This is a genomic window from Pseudomonas sp. AC252 (genome assembly GCF_979258105.1).
In genome coordinates this window covers 5,648,225-5,666,579 of record NZ_OZ409837.1, presented here as the reverse complement: position 1 = coordinate 5,666,579, position 18,355 = coordinate 5,648,225, and the positions used below count along the sequence as shown (strand labels likewise).

The following is an 18,355-nucleotide window of genomic DNA, read 5'->3' as shown; positions in this document are numbered from 1 at the left end:
AATCAGCCCGCCAGACCCGCCTGCTGTACCAGCACCAGCAATGGCTGCGGGTACACGCCCAGGAAGAATGCGACCAGGGCGATGGCCAGCAGCATGACGCCGCCTGCCTTCTGTTCCCAGTGCAGTTGGGCGTCGTGGCGACGCAGGTTAGGCTCGATCAGGTACAGGGTGACCATCACGCGCAGGTAGTAGAAGACGCCGATGGCGCTGCCCAGTACCAGTGCGCCGACCAGCCACCACTGACGCGTTTCGACGCCGCTGGCGATGATGTAGAACTTGCCGATGAAGCCGGCGGTCAGCGGGATGCCCGCCAGCGACAGCATCATCACGGTCAGCACCGCGGTCAGGTACGGACGGCGCCAGAACAGGCCGCGGTACTCGTACAGGGCGTCGGCGTCGCGGCCGTTGTACGGCGAGGACATCAGGGTGATCACGCCGAACGCGCCGAGGCTGGTGATCACGTAGGTGACCAGGTACACGCCAATGGCTTCCACCGCCAGACCCTTGCTCGCCACCAGTGCGATCAGCAGATAGCCGAAGTGCGCGATGGACGAGTAACCGAGCAGACGCTTGAGGTTGCTCTGGGTCAGGGCCAGCAGGTTACCGAACAGGATCGAGGCGACCGCGATGACGCTCAGCACGTCGCTCAGCACACCGCTGCTGGCGGCGGGGGAGAGCTGGAACAGACGCACCATCACCGCAAACACTGCAACCTTCGAAGCGGTGGCGAGGAACGCCGCCACCGGTGCCGGTGCACCTTCGTAGACGTCCGGCGTCCACAGGTGGAACGGTACCAGCGACAGCTTGAACGCCAGACCGATCAGCATCATGCCCAGGCCCAGTTGCGCCAGCGGGCTTGGCAGGCCGGTCGCGGCCAGGGCCTGACCGATGCCGACGAAGCTCAGCGAACCGGCGTCTGCGTAGAGCAGCGCCATACCGAACAGCAGGAACGCGGAACCCGCGGCCGACAGCACCATGTACTTGATGCCGGCTTCCAGCGAACGCTTGTTGAAGAACGCGTAAGCCACCAGACCGTAGACCGGTACCGAGAGCAATTCCAGACCGATGAACAAACCCGCCAGGTGCTGCGCGCTGACCAGTACCAGACCACCGGCGGCGGCCATCAGGATCAGCAGGTACAGTTCTTCGCGATTGCCCGGGTAGCCCGAACCGCCATCACCCAGATAAGCGTGGGCGAGGGTGACGCAGGCGAGGGTGGCAACCAGAATCATCGCCATGTACAGGCAGGCGAAGGCATCGATCTGCAGCAATGGGGTCACGGCCAGAGGCGCGACTTTCAGAGCCGGCAGGATCGACAGCAGGGCCAGGTTCAGACCCGCCACCGAAATCAGGAAGGTCTGCGAGTGGTTGCGGCGCCAGGCGATTGCCAGCATCACCACGATAATGGTGAGGCTGGTGATCAACAGTGGCGCAAGCGCAATAAAGTGTTGAATCGTGAATTCCATAGCGCTCTTACCGGGCCGAAGCGAGTTGAGAGAAGGCGGTGCCGAGCCACTGCTGCACGCCATGCATGGTGGCGGCAGAGGTGTCGAGGAACGGTTGCGGATAGACGCCGAGGTAAATCAGCAACACCGCCAGACCGAGCACCATGATCAGTTCGCGCGCGTCCATGCCGTGCAGCACCGCGTCGGATTTCGACGGGCCGAAGTAGGCACGGTGGATCATGATCAGCGAGTAGACCGAACCGAACACCAGACCGGAAGTGGCAATCGCCGTGACCCATGGAGCGCTGGCGAAGGAACCGATCAGGATCAGGAACTCGCCGACAAAGTTACCGGTGCCCGGCAAGCCCAGCGACGCTGCCGCGAAGAACAGGCTGATCGCCGGCAGATACGCGATACGCGACCACAGACCGCCCATCTCACGCATGTCACGAGTGTGCAGGCGCTCGTACAACTGACCGCTGAGGATAAACAGTGCCGCTGCCGACAGACCGTGCGCGAGCATCTGGATTACGGCGCCTTGCAGCGCCAGTTGGCTGCCGGAGTAGATGCCGATCAACACGAAACCCATGTGGGAGACGGAAGAGAAGGCAATCAGACGCTTGATGTCGGTTTGGGCGAACGCCAGGAACGCGCCGTAGAAAATCCCGATCAGACCGAGGGTCATGGCGATCGGCGCAAACTCGGCCGAAGCGTTCGGGAACAGCGGCAGGGCGAAACGCAGCAGACCGTAGGCCGCAGTTTTCAGCAGGATACCGGCGAGGTCGACGGAACCGGCAGTCGGTGCCTGGGCGTGAGCATCAGGCAGCCAGGAGTGGAACGGAACCACTGGCAGCTTGACCGCGAAGGCGATGAAGAAGCCGAGCATCAGAATGTACTCGGTGGTCATCGACATCTTGGTTTTCAACAGGTCGGCGTAGTTGAAGGTGATCACGCCGGTGTTGTTGAAGTTGACCAGCACCAGGCCGAGGATCGCCACCAGCATGATCAGGCCGGACGCCTGAGTGAAGATGAAGAATTTGGTCGCTGCGTAGATCCGGGTTTTCTTGCCGTCCGAAGAACTGTGACCCCAGAGCGCGATGAGGAAGTACATCGGCACCAGCATCATTTCCCAGAAGAAGAAGAACATGAACAGGTCGAGGGCGAGGAACACGCCAACGACGCCGCCCAGGATCCACATCAGGTTCAGGTGGAAGAAGCCAACGTGACGTTGAATCTCTTTCCACGAGCAAAGTACCGAGAGGATACCCAGCAGGCCGGTCAGCAGGATCATCAACAGCGACAGGCCGTCGAGGGCCAGGTGCACGTTGATGCCGAAACGCTGGATCCAGACATGCTTGAACTCAAGCGCCCAGGTCGGATCGGCGCCCGGCGCCGGTGCGAATGAATAGTCACCGTGGGCCCACAGCCAGAGGCCGAGTGCGAGTTCCAGGGTCATGGTCAACAGCGCAATCCAGCGCGGGAGGGTAGCGCCGAAGCGCTCACCCATCCAGCACAGCAGGCCGCCGATGAAGGGGATCAGGATTAGCCAAGGCAGAATCATGACGGGCTCGTTTCCTTTCGCAAATTCGCAAGGTTCATATCAGACCGCTACCAGCACGATGGCGCCGATCACCAGCACGGCACCAGCAGCCATCGAGGCGGCGTACCAACGCAGTTGACCGGTCTCGGTGCGGCTCAGGGCAGTGTGACCACCCTTGGCCATACGCGGGATCAGACCGATGGTCTGGTCGAGCGGGTCTTTGCGCAGTACATGGCTGATCGCAAGGTACGGCTTGACGAACAGTTTGTCGTAGATCCAGTCGAAGCCCCAGGCAGCGAACCACCAGGCCGAAAGGAAACGGCCGATGCCGCTGTTGGCGATTGCCGTGACGAAGCGACGCTTGCCGAGGAACAGCAGCGCTGCCAGCAGGATACCGGCCAGGGCGATGGCGCCCGAGGCGATTTCCAGACTGTGCTTGGCTTCACCACCGGCATGCCCGACGCTTTCTGGCAGTACGCCATGCAGCGGCGGCACGATCATCGCGCCGACGAAAGTCGACAGCACGATCAACACCGACAGTGGCAGCCAATGGGCAATGCCGTGGCCGGCGTGGGCTTCGGTCTTGGCTTCACCGTGGAACGCGATGAAGATCAGGCGGAAGGTGTACAGCGAAGTCATGAACGCACCGACCAGACCTGCGTAAAGCAGACCCTGGTTGCCGCTGGCGAACGCTTCCCAGAGGATTTCGTCCTTGGAGTAGAAGCCAGCGGTAACCAGTGGCAGAGCGGCCAGCGCAGCACCACCGACGATGAAGCTGGCGTAGGCCAGTGGCAGTTTCTTCCACAGACCGCCCATCTTGAAGATGTTCTGCTCGTGGTGGCAGGCAACGATCACCGCACCGGAAGCAAGGAACAACAGAGCCTTGAAGAAGGCGTGGGTCATCAGGTGGAAGATCGCGCCTTCCCACGCGCCCACGCCGAGTGCCAGGAACATGTAGCCGATCTGGCTCATGGTCGAGTAGGCGAGGATACGTTTGATGTCGGTCTGCACCAGCGCGGCGAAACCGGCCAGTACCAGCGTTACACCACCGACGATGCCGACGAGATGCAGGATGTCCGGCGCCAGCGCAAACAGACCGTGGGTACGGGCAATCAGGTAGACACCGGCGGTGACCATGGTCGCGGCGTGGATCAGTGCCGAAACCGGGGTAGGGCCGGCCATCGCATCCGCGAGCCAGGTTTGCAGCGGCAGTTGCGCCGATTTGCCGACAGCACCGCCGAGCAGCATCAATGTTGCCAGGACGATCCAGAAGTCGCCGACCTTGAAGTGCTCCGGCGCACGTACCAGCAGTTCCTGGACGTTCAGCGTGCCCAATTGCTGGAACAGGATGAACAGGCCGATGGCCATGAACACGTCGCCGATGCGGGTAACGATGAAGGCCTTGAGTGCGGCGTTACCGTTGTTGCGGTTGCTGTAGTAGAAACCGATCAACAGGTACGAGCACAGGCCCACGCCTTCCCAGCCGAAGTAGATGAACAGCAGGTTATCGCCGAGGATCAGGAACAGCATGCTGGCGATGAACAGGTTGGTGTACGAGAAGAAGCGCGAGTAACCGTCTTCACCACGCATGTACCAGGACGCGAACAGGTGGATCAGGAAGCCGACGCCGACGACCACACCGAGCATGGTCACCGACAGGCCATCCAGGTACAGCGCGAAGTTCGGCTGGAAACCTTCCACCGACATCCAGCGCCACAGCACCTGGGTGTACACGCCACCCTCCGGCGGTGCGACGTTGAATTGCCAGATCACGTAAGCGGTGACGATGGCCGACAGGCCGATCGAGCCGACACCGATCAGTGCCGAGAGGTTTTCCGAGAAGCGGCCGCGCGAGAACGACAGCAACAGGAACCCGATCAGAGGGAATACGAAAGTCAGAAAGAGTAGGTTCATCCGCGCATCTCACTGGCAGCGTCGATATCGAGCGTGTGGAAGCGGCGATACAGTTGCAGCAGGATCGCCAGGCCAATACTGGCCTCGGCTGCGGCAAGGCTGATCACCAGGATGAACATGATCTGTCCATCCGGCTGCGCCCAGCGGGCGCCCGCGACGATGAAGGCCAGGGCAGAGGCGTTCATCATCACTTCCAGACTCATCAACACGAACAAAATGTTGCGGCGGACCATCAGGCCGACCAGACCAAGGCAGAACAGGATGCCGGCGACGGCCAGTCCATGTTCGAGAGGGATAGCAGGCATGTCTTACTCCTTCGCCTCGTTACGGCCCAAATGGAACGCCGTGACGGCTGCGGCGAGCAGCAGCATCGAGGCGAGTTCGACCACCAGCAGGTACGGGCCGAACAGGCTGATGCCCACGGCTTTCGCGTCTACGGTGGTGTGGCCGATGGCCTGGCCGCTCTGGTGAGCGAACAGCACATACAGCAGTTCGGCCAGCAGCAGCGCGGCAAGAATCACCGGTCCTGCCCAGATGCCGGGCTTGAGCCAGGTGCGTTCCTGTTGCACCGAGGCGGGACCGAGGTTGAGCATCATCACCACGAACACAAACAGCACCATGATGGCGCCGGCGTAGGCGATCACTTCCAGCACACCGGCAAACGGTGCGCCGAGGGCGAAGAAGGTCATGGCCACGGCGATCAACGAGATGATCAGGTAGAGCAGGGCGTGCACAGGGTTGGTGTTGGTGACCACACGCAGCGTGGACACCACAGCAATACCCGATGCGAAATAGAAAGCGAATTCCATCGTTCTTCCTTAAGGCAGCAAGCTCTTCACGTTGATCGGTTCGGCTTCGTTCTGCGCAGCGCCTTTAGGCTTGCCAGCGATTGCCATACCTGCAACACGATAGAAGTTGTAATCAGGGTTTTTGCCGGGGCCAGAGATCAAAAGATCTTCTTTCTCGTACACCAGGTCCTGACGTTTGAACTCGGCCATCTCGAAATCCGGGGTCAGCTGGATCGCGGTGGTCGGGCAGGCTTCCTCGCAGAGACCGCAGAAAATGCAGCGCGAGAAGTTGATCCGGAAGAAGTCCGGGTACCAGCGACCGTCTTCGGTTTCAGCTTTCTGCAGCGAGATGCAACCCACCGGGCAGGCCACGGCGCACAGGTTGCAGGCTACGCAGCGTTCTTCGCCATCGGGGTCGCGGGTCAGGACGATGCGGCCACGGTAACGCGGCGGCAGGTAGACCTGCTCCTCTGGGTATTGCAGGGTGTCGCGCTTGCGAAAGCCATGGCCGAAGACCATGACCAGGCTGCGCAACTGGGTACCGGTACCCTTAACGATGTCGCCAATATATTTGAACATGGGTCAAATCCTCACTGAACCGCAACCGCAGGCGTGTTCATCAACACAACCGCAGCGGTCACCAGCAAATTGATCAGGGTCAGTGGCAGGCAGAATTTCCAGCTGAAATCCATCACCTGGTCATAACGCGGACGCGGGATGGAAGCGCGCAGCAGGATGAACAGCATGATGAAGAACGCGGTCTTCAGTGCGAACCAGACGAAGGACAGTTGCGGCAGGATGCCGAACGGACCGTGCCAGCCACCGAAGAACAGGGTGACCAGCAGCGCCGAGATCAGGATGATGCCGATGTATTCACCGACGAAGAACATGCCCCATTTCATACCGGCGTATTCAATGTGGTAACCGTCGGCCAGTTCCTGTTCCGCTTCCGGCTGGTCGAACGGGTGACGGTGAGTCACGGCGACGCCAGCGATGAAGAAGGTACAGAAGCCGAAGAACTGCGGAATGATGAACCACAGGTTCTGTGCCTGGTATTCGACGATGTCGCGCATGTTGAACGAGCCGACCTGCACCACGATGCCCATCAGGGCCAGGCCCATGAACACTTCGTAGGACACGGTCTGCGCCGAGGCACGCAAGCTGCCGAGCAGGGCGAACTTGTTGTTGCTCGACCAGCCGGCGAACAGCACCGCGTACACCGACAGACCGGCCATGGCGAAGAAGAACAGCAGACCGATGTTCAGATCCGCCACGCCCCAGGTCGGGGTGATCGGGATGATCGCAAAGGCAATCAGCAGGGCGGACATGGCCACCACCGGCGCCAGGGTGAAGATCACCTTGTCGGCAAACGGCGGGGTCCAGTCTTCCTTGAAGAACATCTTCAGCATGTCGGCGGCGATCTGGAACATGCCGAACGGGCCAACGCGGTTCGGACCGTAACGGTCCTGCCACCAGCCCAGCAGGCGACGTTCGACAAAGCTCAGCAAGGCGCCCGCGACCACTACGGCCAGCAGAATCACGATGGCTTTGATGACCGTCAGGATCACATCGATCACTTCAGGGGTGAACCAGGTCATTGCGCTGCCTCCTGCAGACCGTCGACGGATACGCCGGCGAATGCCGGTGGAATGCCGGCGATGCCCGCAGGCAATGCCACCAGACCGGCGCCCAGTTCTTCATTGATGCGCAGCGGCAGACGCAGGGTCTGGCCGGCGACATTCAGGCTCAGCAGGGCACCGTCATTGACGCCCAGACGATCCGCTTCCGACTTGGCCAGAGCAACGTACGGAGCCGGAATGCGCTCTTGCACCGGTGCGGCTTTCGAAGAGTTCTCTTCGCTGCCAAACAGGTGGAAGAACGGCACGGCTTGCCAGGTACCCGGCGCCGGGTTGAACGCACGCGGCGCAGCAGCGAACCAGCTCAGCGAATCGCCAGTGCTTTCGATCAGGCGGGTGCCCGGATCGCCAGCGCGCAGGTGACCACCGACTTCGTCCTGGAACTTGTTCCACGCTTGTGGCGAGTTCCAGCCCGGCGACCATGCGAATGGCACCTGCTGACGCGGTTCGGCGGAGCCCGAGTAACCTTCCATGGAGAAGGCGAAGGCGGTGTCCTGGTCTTGCGGGGTGCGTGGTTCGTGAACGCTGATATCGGCGCGCATTGCGGTGCGCCCGGAATAACGCAGCGGCTCACGGGCCAGTTTCAGACCCTTGATGCGGAAAGCAGCCGACGGTGCAGCATCGACGATACGTGCCAGTTGCGCGGTGCTCGAAGCCACGGCAGCGGTGACGTGGTCGAGTTGCGTCCAGTCGATCGCCTGGTTCAGCAGGGTCGCGCGCAGGGCGTGCAGCCAGCGCCAGCCTTCGTGCACCAGAATGCTCGCGTCCAGGTATTGCGGATCGAAAACCTGGAAGAAGCGCTGGGCGCGGCCTTCCTGGCTGACCAGCGTACCGTCGCCCTCGGCGAAACTCGCCGCAGGCAGCACCAGGTGCGCGCGATCGGTGGTGGCGGTTTTCTGATGGTCGGCAACAATCACCACTTTCGCGGCGTTCAGCGCAGCATCGACCTTGGCTTTGGCAGTGCGGGTGTACAGATCGTTTTCCAGCACGACGATCGCGTCGGCCTGGCCATCGATGACCGCTTGCAGCGCGGCGTCGACCGATTCGCCACCGAGCATGGCCAGACCGAGGCTGTTGGCTTCCGGCACGATCAGGCTGATCGAACCGTTCTTCTCGCGCAGCTTCAGGGCTTTGGCGATGTTCGCGGCAGCTTCGATCAAGGCTTTGGAGCCCAGCGAAGTACCGGCGATGATCAGCGGACGCTTGGCGGCGAGCAGGGCATCGGCGATGCGCTGCGCCAGTTCCAGGGCTTCGGCGTCCAGACCTTCGACGGCCGGAGCGCTGGCATCCAGCGCGTGAGCCACGGCGAAACCGATGCGTGCCAGGTCATCTGGAGCGGCGTGTACGCACTCTTCGGCAACGTCGTCGAGCTTGGTTTCGGCGAGGCTGGCGATAAACAGTGGGTTCAGCGCGTGCTGACCGATGTTCTTCACCGCCGCGTCGAGCCAAGGCTGAACGCGCATGGCTTCGGCCATGTCTTCAGCCTTGCCCTTGACCGACTGACGCAGGGCCAGCGCCATACGCGCGGCGGTCTGGGTCAGGTCTTCGCCGAGGACGAAAATCGCGTCATGATCTTCGATGTCGCGCATGTTCGGCACTGGCAGCGGGCTGTCGTTCAGCACCTGCAGGACCAGACGGATGCGCTCCAGCTCGGAGGCTTCGATACCCGAATAGAAGTGCTCGGCACCGACCAGTTCGCGCAACGCGTAGTTGCTTTCAAGACTGGCGCGCGGCGAACCGATGCCGACGATGTTGCGTCCGCGCAGCAGGTCGGCGGCTTTGTCCAGCGCAGCGTCGAGGCTGAGCTTGGTGCCATCGGCCAGCAGCGGCTGACGTGGGCGGTCGGTGCGGTTGACGTAGCCATAACCGAAGCGGCCACGGTCGCAGAGGAAGTACTGGTTCACCGAACCGTTGAAACGGTTTTCGATGCGACGCAGCTCACCGTAACGCTCGCCCGGGGAGATGTTGCAACCGCTCGAGCAGCCATGGCAGATGCTCGGCGCGAACTGCATGTCCCACTTGCGGTTGTAGCGCTCGGAGTGAGTCTTGTCGGTGAACACACCGGTCGGGCAGACCTCGGTGAGGTTGCCGGAGAATTCGCTTTCGAGGGTGCCGTCCTCAACGCGACCGAAGTACACGTTGTCGTGGGCGCCGAACACACCGAGGTCAGTGCCGCCGGCGTAGTCTTTATAGAAACGCACGCAGCGGTAGCAAGCGATGCAGCGGTTCATTTCGTGGGAAATGAACGGCCCAAGTTGCTGGTTCTGGTGGGTGCGTTTGCTGAAGCGATAACGGCGCTCGTTGTGGCCGGTCATCACCGTCATGTCTTGCAGGTGGCAGTGACCGCCTTCCTCGCATACCGGGCAGTCGTGCGGGTGGTTGGTCATCAGCCATTCGACAACGCTGGCGCGGAACGCCTTGGATTCTTCATCGTCGATGGAGATCCAGGTGTTGTCGGTGGCCGGGGTCATGCAGGACATGACGATGCGACCACGGGTGTCGTTCTCGTCGGTGTACTGCTTGACCGCGCACTGGCGGCAGGCTCCAACGCTACCAAGCGCGGGGTGCCAGCAGAAATATGGAATGTCGAGGCCCAGCGACAGACATGCCTGTAACAGGTTGTCTGCCCCGTCGACTTCGAGCGCTTTGCCGTCTACGTGGATAGTGGCCATGGTTCAAAGGTCTTCGTTGGCCCGGTGTCAGCGGGCGTGGCTAATGGAATCTTGTTATGCGTCCGAATCCAAACAGCCCCGAAGGGCGTCATCGGACGAAAGGCGAAGGGCACGGACCCTTCGCCTTTTTAAGCGTTTACGCGCCGATTACGATCGGCCTTGCCAGAGGCGGGACGGCGGCGCTGACAGGCGCGATACCGGCTTCGAACTCTGGACGGAAGTATTTGATCGCGCTGCCCAATGGCTCCACGGCTCCCGGTGCGTGAGCACAGAAGGTCTTGCCCGGGCCGAGGAAACCGACCAGGCCCAGCAGCGTCTCGATGTCGCCTGGCTGGCCCTTGCCCTGTTCGATGGCCATCAGCAGCTTGACGCTCCATGGCAGACCATCGCGGCACGGGGTGCAGAAACCGCAGGATTCGCGAGCGAAGAACTGCTCCATGTTGCGCAGCAGCGAGACCATGTTGACGCTGTCGTCCACCGCCATCGCCAGACCGGTACCCATACGGGTGCCCACTTTGGCGATGCCGCCGGCATACATTTGTGCGTCGAGGTGCTCGGGCAGGAGGAAACCGGTACCGGCACCGCCTGGCTGCCAGGCCTTGAGCTTGAAGCCGTCGCGCATGCCGCCGGCATAGTCTTCGAACAGTTCGCGACCTGTGATGCCGAATGGCAGTTCCCACAGGCCCGGGTTCTTGACCTTGCCGGAGAAGCCCATGAGCTTGGTGCCCATGTCTTCGGAACCTTCGCGGGCCAACGATTTGTACCAGTCAACGCCGTCAGCGATGATCGCCGGCACGTTGCACAGGGTTTCGACGTTGTTCACGCAGGTCGGCTTGCCCCACACGCCGACGGCGGCAGGGAAGGGCGGCTTGGAGCGCGGGTTGGCGCGGCGGCCTTCGAGGGAGTTGATCAGTGCGGTTTCTTCACCGCAGATGTAACGCCCGGCGCCGGTGTGGACGAACAGCTCGAAATCGAAACCGCTGCCCAGAATGTTCTTGCCCAGCAGGCCGGCCGCCTTGGCTTCTTCCACTGCACGGTTGAGGTGCTTGGCGGCGGTGGTGTATTCGCCGCGCAGGAAGATGTAGCCACGGTAGGTTTTCAGCGCGCGGGCACTGATGAGCATGCCTTCGATCAGCAGATGGGGCAGTTGCTCCATCAGCATGCGGTCTTTCCAGGTGTTCGGCTCCATTTCATCCGCGTTGCACAGCAGGTAGCGGATGTTGATGGATTCGTCCTTGGGCATCAGGCCCCACTTCACACCAGTGGGGAAGCCTGCACCGCCGCGACCCTTGAGGCCGGCGTCTTTCACGGTCTGGACGATGGCGTCCTGATCCATGTCGGCGAAGGCTTTACGCGCAGCGGCGTAGCCGTTCTTGGCCTGATACTCGTCGAGCCACACGGCTTCGCCGTCATCGCGCAGACGCCAGGTCAGCGGGTGAGTCTCGGCCGAACGCTGAATGCGGTTGGCTGGACCAAAAGATGTCAGGGTCATACGTAGCCCTCGAGCAGTTTGGCCACGCCAGCAGGCTGCACGTCGCCAAAGGTGTCGTCGTCGATCATCAGCGCCGGCGCCTTGTCGCAGTTGCCGAGGCAGCAGACAGGCAGCAGGGTGAAACGACCGTCGGCGGTGGTCTGACCCAGGCCGATGCCCAGATTGTTCTGGATTTCGCTGACCACCGACTCGTGGCCACCGATGTAGCAGACCATGCTGTCGCAGACGCGAATGATGTGGCGGCCGACCGGCTGACGGAAGATCTGGCTGTAAAACGTCGCCACGCCTTCAACGTCGCTGGCCGGGATGCCGAGGATCTCGCCGATCGCGTAGAGGGCGCCATCCGGCACCCAGCCGCGTTCTTTCTGGACGATCTTCAGGGCTTCGATCGACGCCGCGCGCGGGTCTTCGTAGTGATGCAGCTCATGCTCGATGGCCGAGCGCTCGGTTTCGCTCAAGGTGAAACGGTCTGTCTGGATAAGCGTGCTGTTCATGCTTAGCGGTCCACGTCGGCCATAACGAAGTCGATACTACCCAGGTACGCAATCAAGTCCGCGACCATGCTGCCTTTGATCACCGAAGGGATCTGCTGCAGATGCGGGAAGCTCGGAGTACGGATCCGGGTACGGTAGCTCATGGTGCCGCCGTCGCTCGTCAGGTAATAACTGTTGATGCCCTTGGTCGCTTCGATCATCTGGAAGGATTCGTTGGCTGGCATGACCGGGCCCCACGAAACCTGCAGGAAGTGCGTGATCAGGGTTTCGATGTGCTGCAGCGTGCGCTCTTTGGGCGGCGGCGTGGTTAGCGGGTGATCCGCCTTGTACGGGCCTTCCGGCATGTTGCGCATGCATTGATCGATGATCTTGATGCTCTGGCGCATCTCTTCGACGCGAACCATGCAGCGGTCGTAGGCATCGCCGTTGACGGCCAGCGGCACTTCGAATTCGAAGTTCTCGTAGCCCGAGTACGGACGCGCCTTGCGCAGGTCGAAATCGCAACCGGTCGAACGCAGGCCGGCACCGGTGACGCCCCATTCCAGGGCCTCTTTGGTGTTGTAGGCGGCAACGCCGATGGTACGACCCTTGAGGATGCTGTTCTGCAGGGCAGCCTTGGTGTATTCATCCAGACGCTTGGGCATCCACTCGACGAAGTCCTTGACCAGTTTTTCCCAGCCGCGCGGCAGGTCGTGGGCGACGCCGCCGATGCGATACCAGGCCGGGTGCAGACGGAAACCGGTAATCGCCTCGATCACCGTGTACGCCTTCTGGCGGTCGGTGAAGGTGAAGAACACCGGGGTCATGGCGCCGACGTCCTGGATGTAGGTACCCAGGAACAGCAGGTGACTGGTGATCCGGAAGAACTCGGCCATCATGATGCGGATGACGTCGACTTTCTGCGGCACCTTGATGCCGGCCAGCTTCTCGACCGAGAGCACGTACGGCAGGTTGTTCATCACGCCGCCGAGGTAGTCGATGCGGTCGGTGTACGGGATGTAGCTGTGCCAGGACTGACGCTCGCCCATCTTCTCGGCGCCACGGTGGTGGTAACCGATGTCCGGGACGCAATCGACGATCTCTTCGCCGTCCAGCTGCAGGATGATGCGGAACGCACCGTGCGCCGAAGGGTGGTTCGGGCCTAGGTTGAGGAACATGTAGTCCTCGTTGGCACCGGAACGCTTCATGCCCCAATCTTCCGGACGGAAACGCGCGGCTTCCTCTTCCAGCTGCTGCTTGGCGAGGTTGAGGCTGTATGGGTCGAATTCGGTGGCGCGCGCCGGGAAGTCCTTGCGCAGCGGGTGACCTTCCCACGTCGGCGGCATCATGATGCGCGACAGGTGCGGGTGGCCTTTGAAGTCGATGCCGAACATGTCCCAGACTTCGCGCTCGTACCAGTTGGCGTTCGGCCAGATGCTGGTGACGGACGGCATGCTGAGGTCGCCTTCGGACAAGGCGACCTTGATCATCACGTCACTATTACGCTCCAGCGACATGAGGTGATAGAACACGGTGAAATCGGCGCCGGTCGGCAGCCCTTGACGCTTGGTGCGCAGACGCTCGTCCACGCCGTGCAGGTCATAGAGCATGACGTACGGCTTGGGCAGGTTGCGCAGGAAAGTCAGGACTTCAACCAGTCTGGCGCGGGCCACCCACAGCACCGGCATGCCGGTGCGGGTTGCCTGCGCGGTGAACGCTTCGGCGCCAAAACGGTTGTTCAGTTCGACGACCACATCCTGGTCGTCTGCCTTGTAAGGCGGGATGTACAGAGCACTGCCTGTAGTCATGGTTATTTTTTCGCTTTCGGTCAACGTAAAGAATGAAGCCAGCTTCTCGTTACTTGGAACAGAACTGGATCAGACTTCGTCAGGGCTGCGCAGATTGGTGACTGCGATTCGCTGTTCGCGGCGCTGTTCCTTCTGCGATGGCATGTCGGCGCGATAGACGCCTTGATCACCAACGACCCAGGAAAGCGGACGACGCTCCTGTCCAATCGATTCCTGCAACAGCATCAAGCCTTGCAGAAATGCTTCCGGACGGGGCGGGCAGCCAGGTACGTAGACGTCCACGGGCAAGAACTTGTCCACCCCTTGAACCACGGAGTAGATGTCGTACATGCCGCCGGAGTTGGCGCACGAACCCATGGAAATAACCCATTTCGGTTCGAGCATTTGCTCGTAGAGACGCTGAATGATCGGCGCCATCTTGATGAAGCAGGTACCGGCGATAACCATGAAGTCGGCCTGACGCGGCGAGGCCCGGATCACTTCGGCGCCAAAGCGCGCGATGTCGTGGGGCGCCGTGAAGGCGGTGGTCATTTCCACGTAGCAGCACGACAGACCGAAGTTGTATGGCCACAGGGAGTTCTTACGTCCCCAGTTGACCGCGCCACTCAGCACGTCTTCCAGCTTGCCCATGAAAATGTTTTTGTGGACTTGATCTTCTAACGGATCGGCAACGGTTTCCCGCTGGCCAATCGGATACTGCTCGTTAGGAGCATCGGGGTCGATCCTGGTGAGATTGTATTGCATTGCCAAAGCCTCATTGTTTCAGCTTCGCCTGCCGCTTGCGACGAGCTTCCGGAGCCCAGTCAAGGGCGCCCACTCGGAACAGGTAGACAAGACCTGCCAACAGAATTGCTATGAAAACGAGAGCTTCGACGAATCCGGTCCAGCCGCTTTCGCGGACGGACACAGACCATGCAAAGAGAAAGAGGGCTTCGATATCGAAGATCACGAAGAGCATCGCGACCAGATAGAATTTGGCTGAGAGCCGCAAGCGGGCGCCACCGGTAGGTAGCATGCCCGACTCGAACGGTTCGTTTTTGCTGCGACCCCAGGCTTTTGACCCGAGGAGGCTGGAGACGCCAAGCATGAAGGCACACAGGCCGACGACACCCAGAAGGAAAATGGCAAAGCCCCAGTTGTGGGCCATGAGTCCTGTCGCTTCGGGCATGCTGGTAATCCTTAACAGAGAGCAAAGGTCTCTGAGCTTGATAAAGAAATAAGGCAGTGACGATATGTCGCAGCAATCAATCGGGCTGATTTTATGGCTAAACACCCGGCAAGTAAAATTCCAAAGGCGAAATTATTTACCGGATTAAGGACATAGCGCTTGTCCGCAGCCCTGCGGCCCATGCGTTGCGGGCATTAGCCGGGTTTCCATCAATTATGTTTTGTAGGGTTTGTAACGAACATAGTTGCCGCTAAATGATAATTGATATCGTTTGGAGTGGTTTTGTAACTGTTTAACGAGTGAGTGGCCGGGAAGTTGTCTTACTTGCGCGTTACTGCAAGTAGCGAGGCCTACCGTTTTAGCGGAAATTTCTGACGGATGTACCGCTCTGGATCAACGTATTGATTCGCGATCACCCCCGACCCTGTGGGAGCGAGCTTGCTCGCGAATGCGGTTCATCATTCGACAGGGATAGTGACTGATATGACGCCTTCGCGAGCAAGCTCGCTCCCACAGGGGGTTGTGGCGTTTGGGAGATTGTCTCAGGCAAAAAAACGCCCCGATCCAGTCGGGGCGTCAGTGTTGCGGCTCTGCGGTTAGCTTTTTATTCGATCCGCAAAGGCCGTTTGCTCAGCGAAGCTTTATCAGTGGAACTGTTCTTCTTCGGTCGAACCGGTCAGCGCGGTCACCGAGGACGAGCCGCCCTGGATCACGGTGGTCATGTCGTCGAAGTAGCCAGTGCCCACTTCCTGCTGGTGCGCAACGAAGGTGTAACCCTTGGCGGCGTCAGCGAATTCCTGCTCTTGCAGCTTCACGTAGGCAGTCATGTCGTTGCGGGCGTAGTCGTGCGCCAGGTTGAACATGCTGTGCCACATGTTGTGAATGCCGGCCAGGGTGATGAACTGGTGCTTGTAGCCCATGGCGGACAGTTCGCGCTGGAACTTGGCGATGGTCGCGTCGTCCAGGTTCTTCTTCCAGTTGAAGGAAGGCGAGCAGTTGTACGACAGCAGCTGGTCCGGGTATTCCTTTTTGATCGCTTCAGCGAAGCGACGGGCTTCTTCCAGATCCGGCTTGGCGGTTTCGCACCAGATCAGGTCGGCGTACGGCGCGTAAGCCAGGCCACGGGCGATCGCTTGATCCAGACCGGCACGTACCTTGTAGAAACCTTCCTGAGTGCGCTCGCCGGTCACGAACGGCTGATCGTACGGGTCGCAGTCGGAAGTCAGCAGGTCAGCCGCGTTGGCGTCGGTGCGGGCCAGAATGATGGTCGGCGTACCGGCAACGTCAGCGGCCAGACGGGCAGCCGTCAGCTTCTGTACAGCTTCCTGGGTCGGCACCAGAACCTTGCCGCCCATGTGGCCGCATTTCTTCACCGAAGCCAGTTGGTCTTCGAAGTGAACGCCAGCGGCGCCGGCTTCGATCATGCTTTTCATCAGCTCGTAGGCGTTGAGTACACCGCCGAAACCGGCTTCAGCGTCGGCCACGATTGGTGCGAAGTAGTCGATGTAGCCATCGTCGCCCGGGTTCTTGCCAGCTTTCCACTGGATCTGGTCGGCACGACGGAACGAGTTGTTGATGCGCTTGACCACGGTTGGTACGGAGTCCACCGGGTACAGCGACTGGTCCGGGTACATGGATTCTGCGGAGTTGTTGTCCGCAGCCACCTGCCAGCCGGACAGGTAGATCGCCTGGATACCGGCCTTGACCTGCTGAACAGCCTGGCCCCCAGTCAGGGCGCCCATGCAGTTGACGAAATCTTTCTCTGGACGGAAGGACGGCTTGGCACCCTGGGTGACCAGGTTCCACAGCTTCTCGGCGCCCATCTTCGCGAAGGTGTGCTCTGGCTGAACCGAGCCACGCAGGCGGACCACGTCGGCAGCGGAGTAAGTGCGAGTCACGCCTTTCCAGCGCGGGTTCTCGGCCCAGTCTTTTTCGAGGGCTGCAATTTGCTGTTCGCGTGTCAGTGCCATGGAGATAAACCTCGTCGCGTCTTTTATGAAAAGTTGTTCTGCGGTGGAAAATTCCTGCGCTCGCTGACCAGAAGCTTAGGTGGTCAAGTCGGATTCGGCGGGGTAGGCGACGGGATGAACGATGGGCTCGAGGGGAAAGTGAGCAGGTAGTGGCGGACTGCGGGGCGCATGCGGGCGTCGTGGGCCTTTATACGGACAACAGCGTGAAGCCGGGTTACCTAAATACGCTTCCGTCCCTCGGGACAACTTCGTTCCAGTCGGCAACCTCGTCAAACACGCCTTGTGGGCGGTACAGACACGAAGCGGTTCGCGGGGTAGGTGCGAACGGCGCTTCGAAGGCCCTTGCCAAGGCCTCTGATTAGCGGGAGCGAGGCCATCATGCCTTCGCTTTTTTTCGCGTCAAACGTTTTGTAGTGCTTTTTTCAAGCACTACATCTTTCGTCTAATACGACTAATCAGTCAGTTTTCGGTGCTTTAGTCCAGCGTGTCGACTTTCACCCGCAAGGTCATGTCATCGCGGCCCTGAGTCGAGTAGCTGCGGGTCAGGCCCTGTTTGTCGGCCTGAGTCTGGCTATTAACGCCCGCCAGAGTGATCCACTCACCGAGGCGCCCGGTGACGGTTGTGTCGGTGCTTTGCACGTTCACTACATCGGGACGTTCCTGGCTCATGCGGTCACGGTTGGTACTGATTGCCAGGTGGACGGTCTCGCCGGTGACGCTGGCGGTGACGTAGAAACCCTGGGTGACGTTGCGGTATTGGGTCTCGCTGCTGTAGCCACCGTAGGAGTCGCTTTGGGTGTTGGTGATCGGCACGCTCTGGCCAACCTGAATCAGCGCAGGAGTGCCTTCGCTGGTCTGCACTTGCTGAACGCCACCGTTGCGACTGGTGGTGCTGCGGCTGATGATCCGGGTCTGGTTCGGCTGAGCGCCGTTGACTGAATAGCCTTCGTCGCCACGGCCATTGTTTTCGTTGGTGTCGACGGTGATCAGCAAGCGCTTCGGAGCGGTATCGAGTTGCGCCAGCAGATTTTTCAGTTCCTGTATCTTGCCCGGCTCGGCTTTGACGATCAGTTGGTTGCCGTAAGCGCTGACCTGGCCGTCCTGGCCGATGAAGTCCTGCGCCACCGGCAGCATGTCAGCGCTGGTGTGGTATTTGAGGGGGACGATTTCTGTGGCTGCCAGCACCGAAAAACTGCAGCCGAGCAGCAGGGTGGTGAGCAGGGTGCGTAGGGACATGTCCGTTATCTCCGCGTTCGAAAGGCTTGATATTGCCAGTTTGTCGGCCCGGGGTGGGGCAAGTTGAATCGTAGACAGCAAAACGCCCCGGCATCCGAAAATGGCGGGGCGTTTTGTGGTGTGCTGGCGGGCCTCTTCGCGAGCAGGCTCGCTGAGATCTCCAGCGGACACAAATTGTGTGTCAGGCACAGATCCCCTGTGGGAGCGAGCCT

The 18,355-nt window shown here is 60.7% G+C and carries 15 protein-coding genes; all 15 read right to left on the bottom strand.

What is annotated here, in order from left to right; genetic code table 11:
• Nucleotides 1-2 precede the first annotated feature (2 nt).
• A complete protein-coding gene (nuoN, locus tag ACZZZ4_RS25725) occupies nt 3-1,466 on the bottom strand; it encodes an NADH-quinone oxidoreductase subunit NuoN (RefSeq protein ID WP_024013420.1) in 1,464 nt (487 codons plus the stop codon).
• Nucleotides 1,467-1,473: 7 nt separating this feature from the next.
• Nucleotides 1,474-3,006 (bottom strand): NADH-quinone oxidoreductase subunit M, encoded by a 1,533-nt coding sequence (gene nuoM / locus ACZZZ4_RS25720; RefSeq protein ID WP_016775285.1) that lies wholly within the window; start codon nt 3,004-3,006, stop codon nt 1,474-1,476.
• 39 nt (nt 3,007-3,045) lie between these two features.
• Nucleotides 3,046-4,899 carry an NADH-quinone oxidoreductase subunit L gene (gene nuoL, locus ACZZZ4_RS25715; RefSeq protein ID WP_463549123.1) on the bottom strand — a complete coding sequence of 618 codons (1,854 nt, stop codon included), beginning with the start codon at nt 4,897-4,899 and terminating at the stop codon, nt 3,046-3,048.
• Nucleotides 4,896-5,204, bottom strand: a complete 309-nt coding sequence (gene nuoK / locus ACZZZ4_RS25710) for an NADH-quinone oxidoreductase subunit NuoK (protein ID WP_003180046.1) — start codon at nt 5,202-5,204, stop codon at nt 4,896-4,898. The genes nuoL and nuoK overlap by 4 nt, the downstream gene beginning before the upstream one ends.
• Nucleotides 5,205-5,207: 3 nt before the next feature.
• The gene (nuoJ, locus tag ACZZZ4_RS25705) at nt 5,208-5,708 is read right to left on the bottom strand and encodes an NADH-quinone oxidoreductase subunit J (RefSeq protein WP_007951462.1); all 501 of its coding nucleotides are present in this window, start codon (nt 5,706-5,708) and stop codon (nt 5,208-5,210) included.
• Nucleotides 5,709-5,717: 9 nt separating this feature from the next.
• Nucleotides 5,718-6,266 (bottom strand): NADH-quinone oxidoreductase subunit NuoI, encoded by a 549-nt coding sequence (nuoI, locus tag ACZZZ4_RS25700; RefSeq protein ID WP_016775283.1) that lies wholly within the window; start codon nt 6,264-6,266, stop codon nt 5,718-5,720.
• 11 nt (nt 6,267-6,277) lie between these two features.
• The gene (gene nuoH / locus ACZZZ4_RS25695) at nt 6,278-7,285 is read right to left on the bottom strand and encodes an NADH-quinone oxidoreductase subunit NuoH (protein WP_016775282.1); all 1,008 of its coding nucleotides are present in this window, start codon (nt 7,283-7,285) and stop codon (nt 6,278-6,280) included.
• Nucleotides 7,282-9,996, bottom strand: a complete 2,715-nt coding sequence (gene nuoG / locus ACZZZ4_RS25690) for an NADH-quinone oxidoreductase subunit NuoG (RefSeq protein ID WP_463549122.1) — start codon at nt 9,994-9,996, stop codon at nt 7,282-7,284. Before nuoG ends, nuoH begins: the two co-directional genes overlap by 4 nt.
• A gap of 136 nt (nt 9,997-10,132) precedes the next feature.
• Nucleotides 10,133-11,488 carry an NADH-quinone oxidoreductase subunit NuoF gene (nuoF, locus tag ACZZZ4_RS25685; RefSeq protein ID WP_129999551.1) on the bottom strand — a complete coding sequence of 452 codons (1,356 nt, stop codon included), beginning with the start codon at nt 11,486-11,488 and terminating at the stop codon, nt 10,133-10,135.
• On the bottom strand, nt 11,485-11,982 hold the full coding sequence (gene nuoE / locus ACZZZ4_RS25680) for an NADH-quinone oxidoreductase subunit NuoE (RefSeq protein ID WP_003223804.1): 498 nt from the start codon (nt 11,980-11,982) through the stop codon (nt 11,485-11,487). Before nuoE ends, nuoF begins: the two co-directional genes overlap by 4 nt.
• A 2-nt stretch (nt 11,983-11,984) precedes the next feature.
• Nucleotides 11,985-13,769, bottom strand: coding sequence for an NADH-quinone oxidoreductase subunit C/D (nuoC, locus tag ACZZZ4_RS25675; protein ID WP_016775279.1), 1,785 nt, complete (start codon nt 13,767-13,769; stop codon nt 11,985-11,987).
• Between the two features lie 69 nt (nt 13,770-13,838).
• Complete coding sequence (locus tag ACZZZ4_RS25670) at nt 13,839-14,513, bottom strand: NuoB/complex I 20 kDa subunit family protein (protein ID WP_016775278.1); 675 nt, start codon at nt 14,511-14,513, stop codon at nt 13,839-13,841.
• 10 nt (nt 14,514-14,523) lie between these two features.
• Nucleotides 14,524-14,937 (bottom strand): NADH-quinone oxidoreductase subunit A, encoded by a 414-nt coding sequence (locus tag ACZZZ4_RS25665; protein WP_003223812.1) that lies wholly within the window; start codon nt 14,935-14,937, stop codon nt 14,524-14,526.
• A 644-nt stretch (nt 14,938-15,581) separates the two neighbouring features.
• Nucleotides 15,582-16,907, bottom strand: a complete 1,326-nt coding sequence (gene aceA / locus ACZZZ4_RS25660) for an isocitrate lyase (RefSeq protein ID WP_016775277.1) — start codon at nt 16,905-16,907, stop codon at nt 15,582-15,584.
• A gap of 474 nt (nt 16,908-17,381) precedes the next feature.
• A complete protein-coding gene (locus ACZZZ4_RS25655; protein ID WP_463549121.1) occupies nt 17,382-18,143 on the bottom strand; it encodes a secretin N-terminal domain-containing protein in 762 nt (253 codons plus the stop codon).
• Between the last annotated feature and the right edge of the window lie 212 nt (nt 18,144-18,355).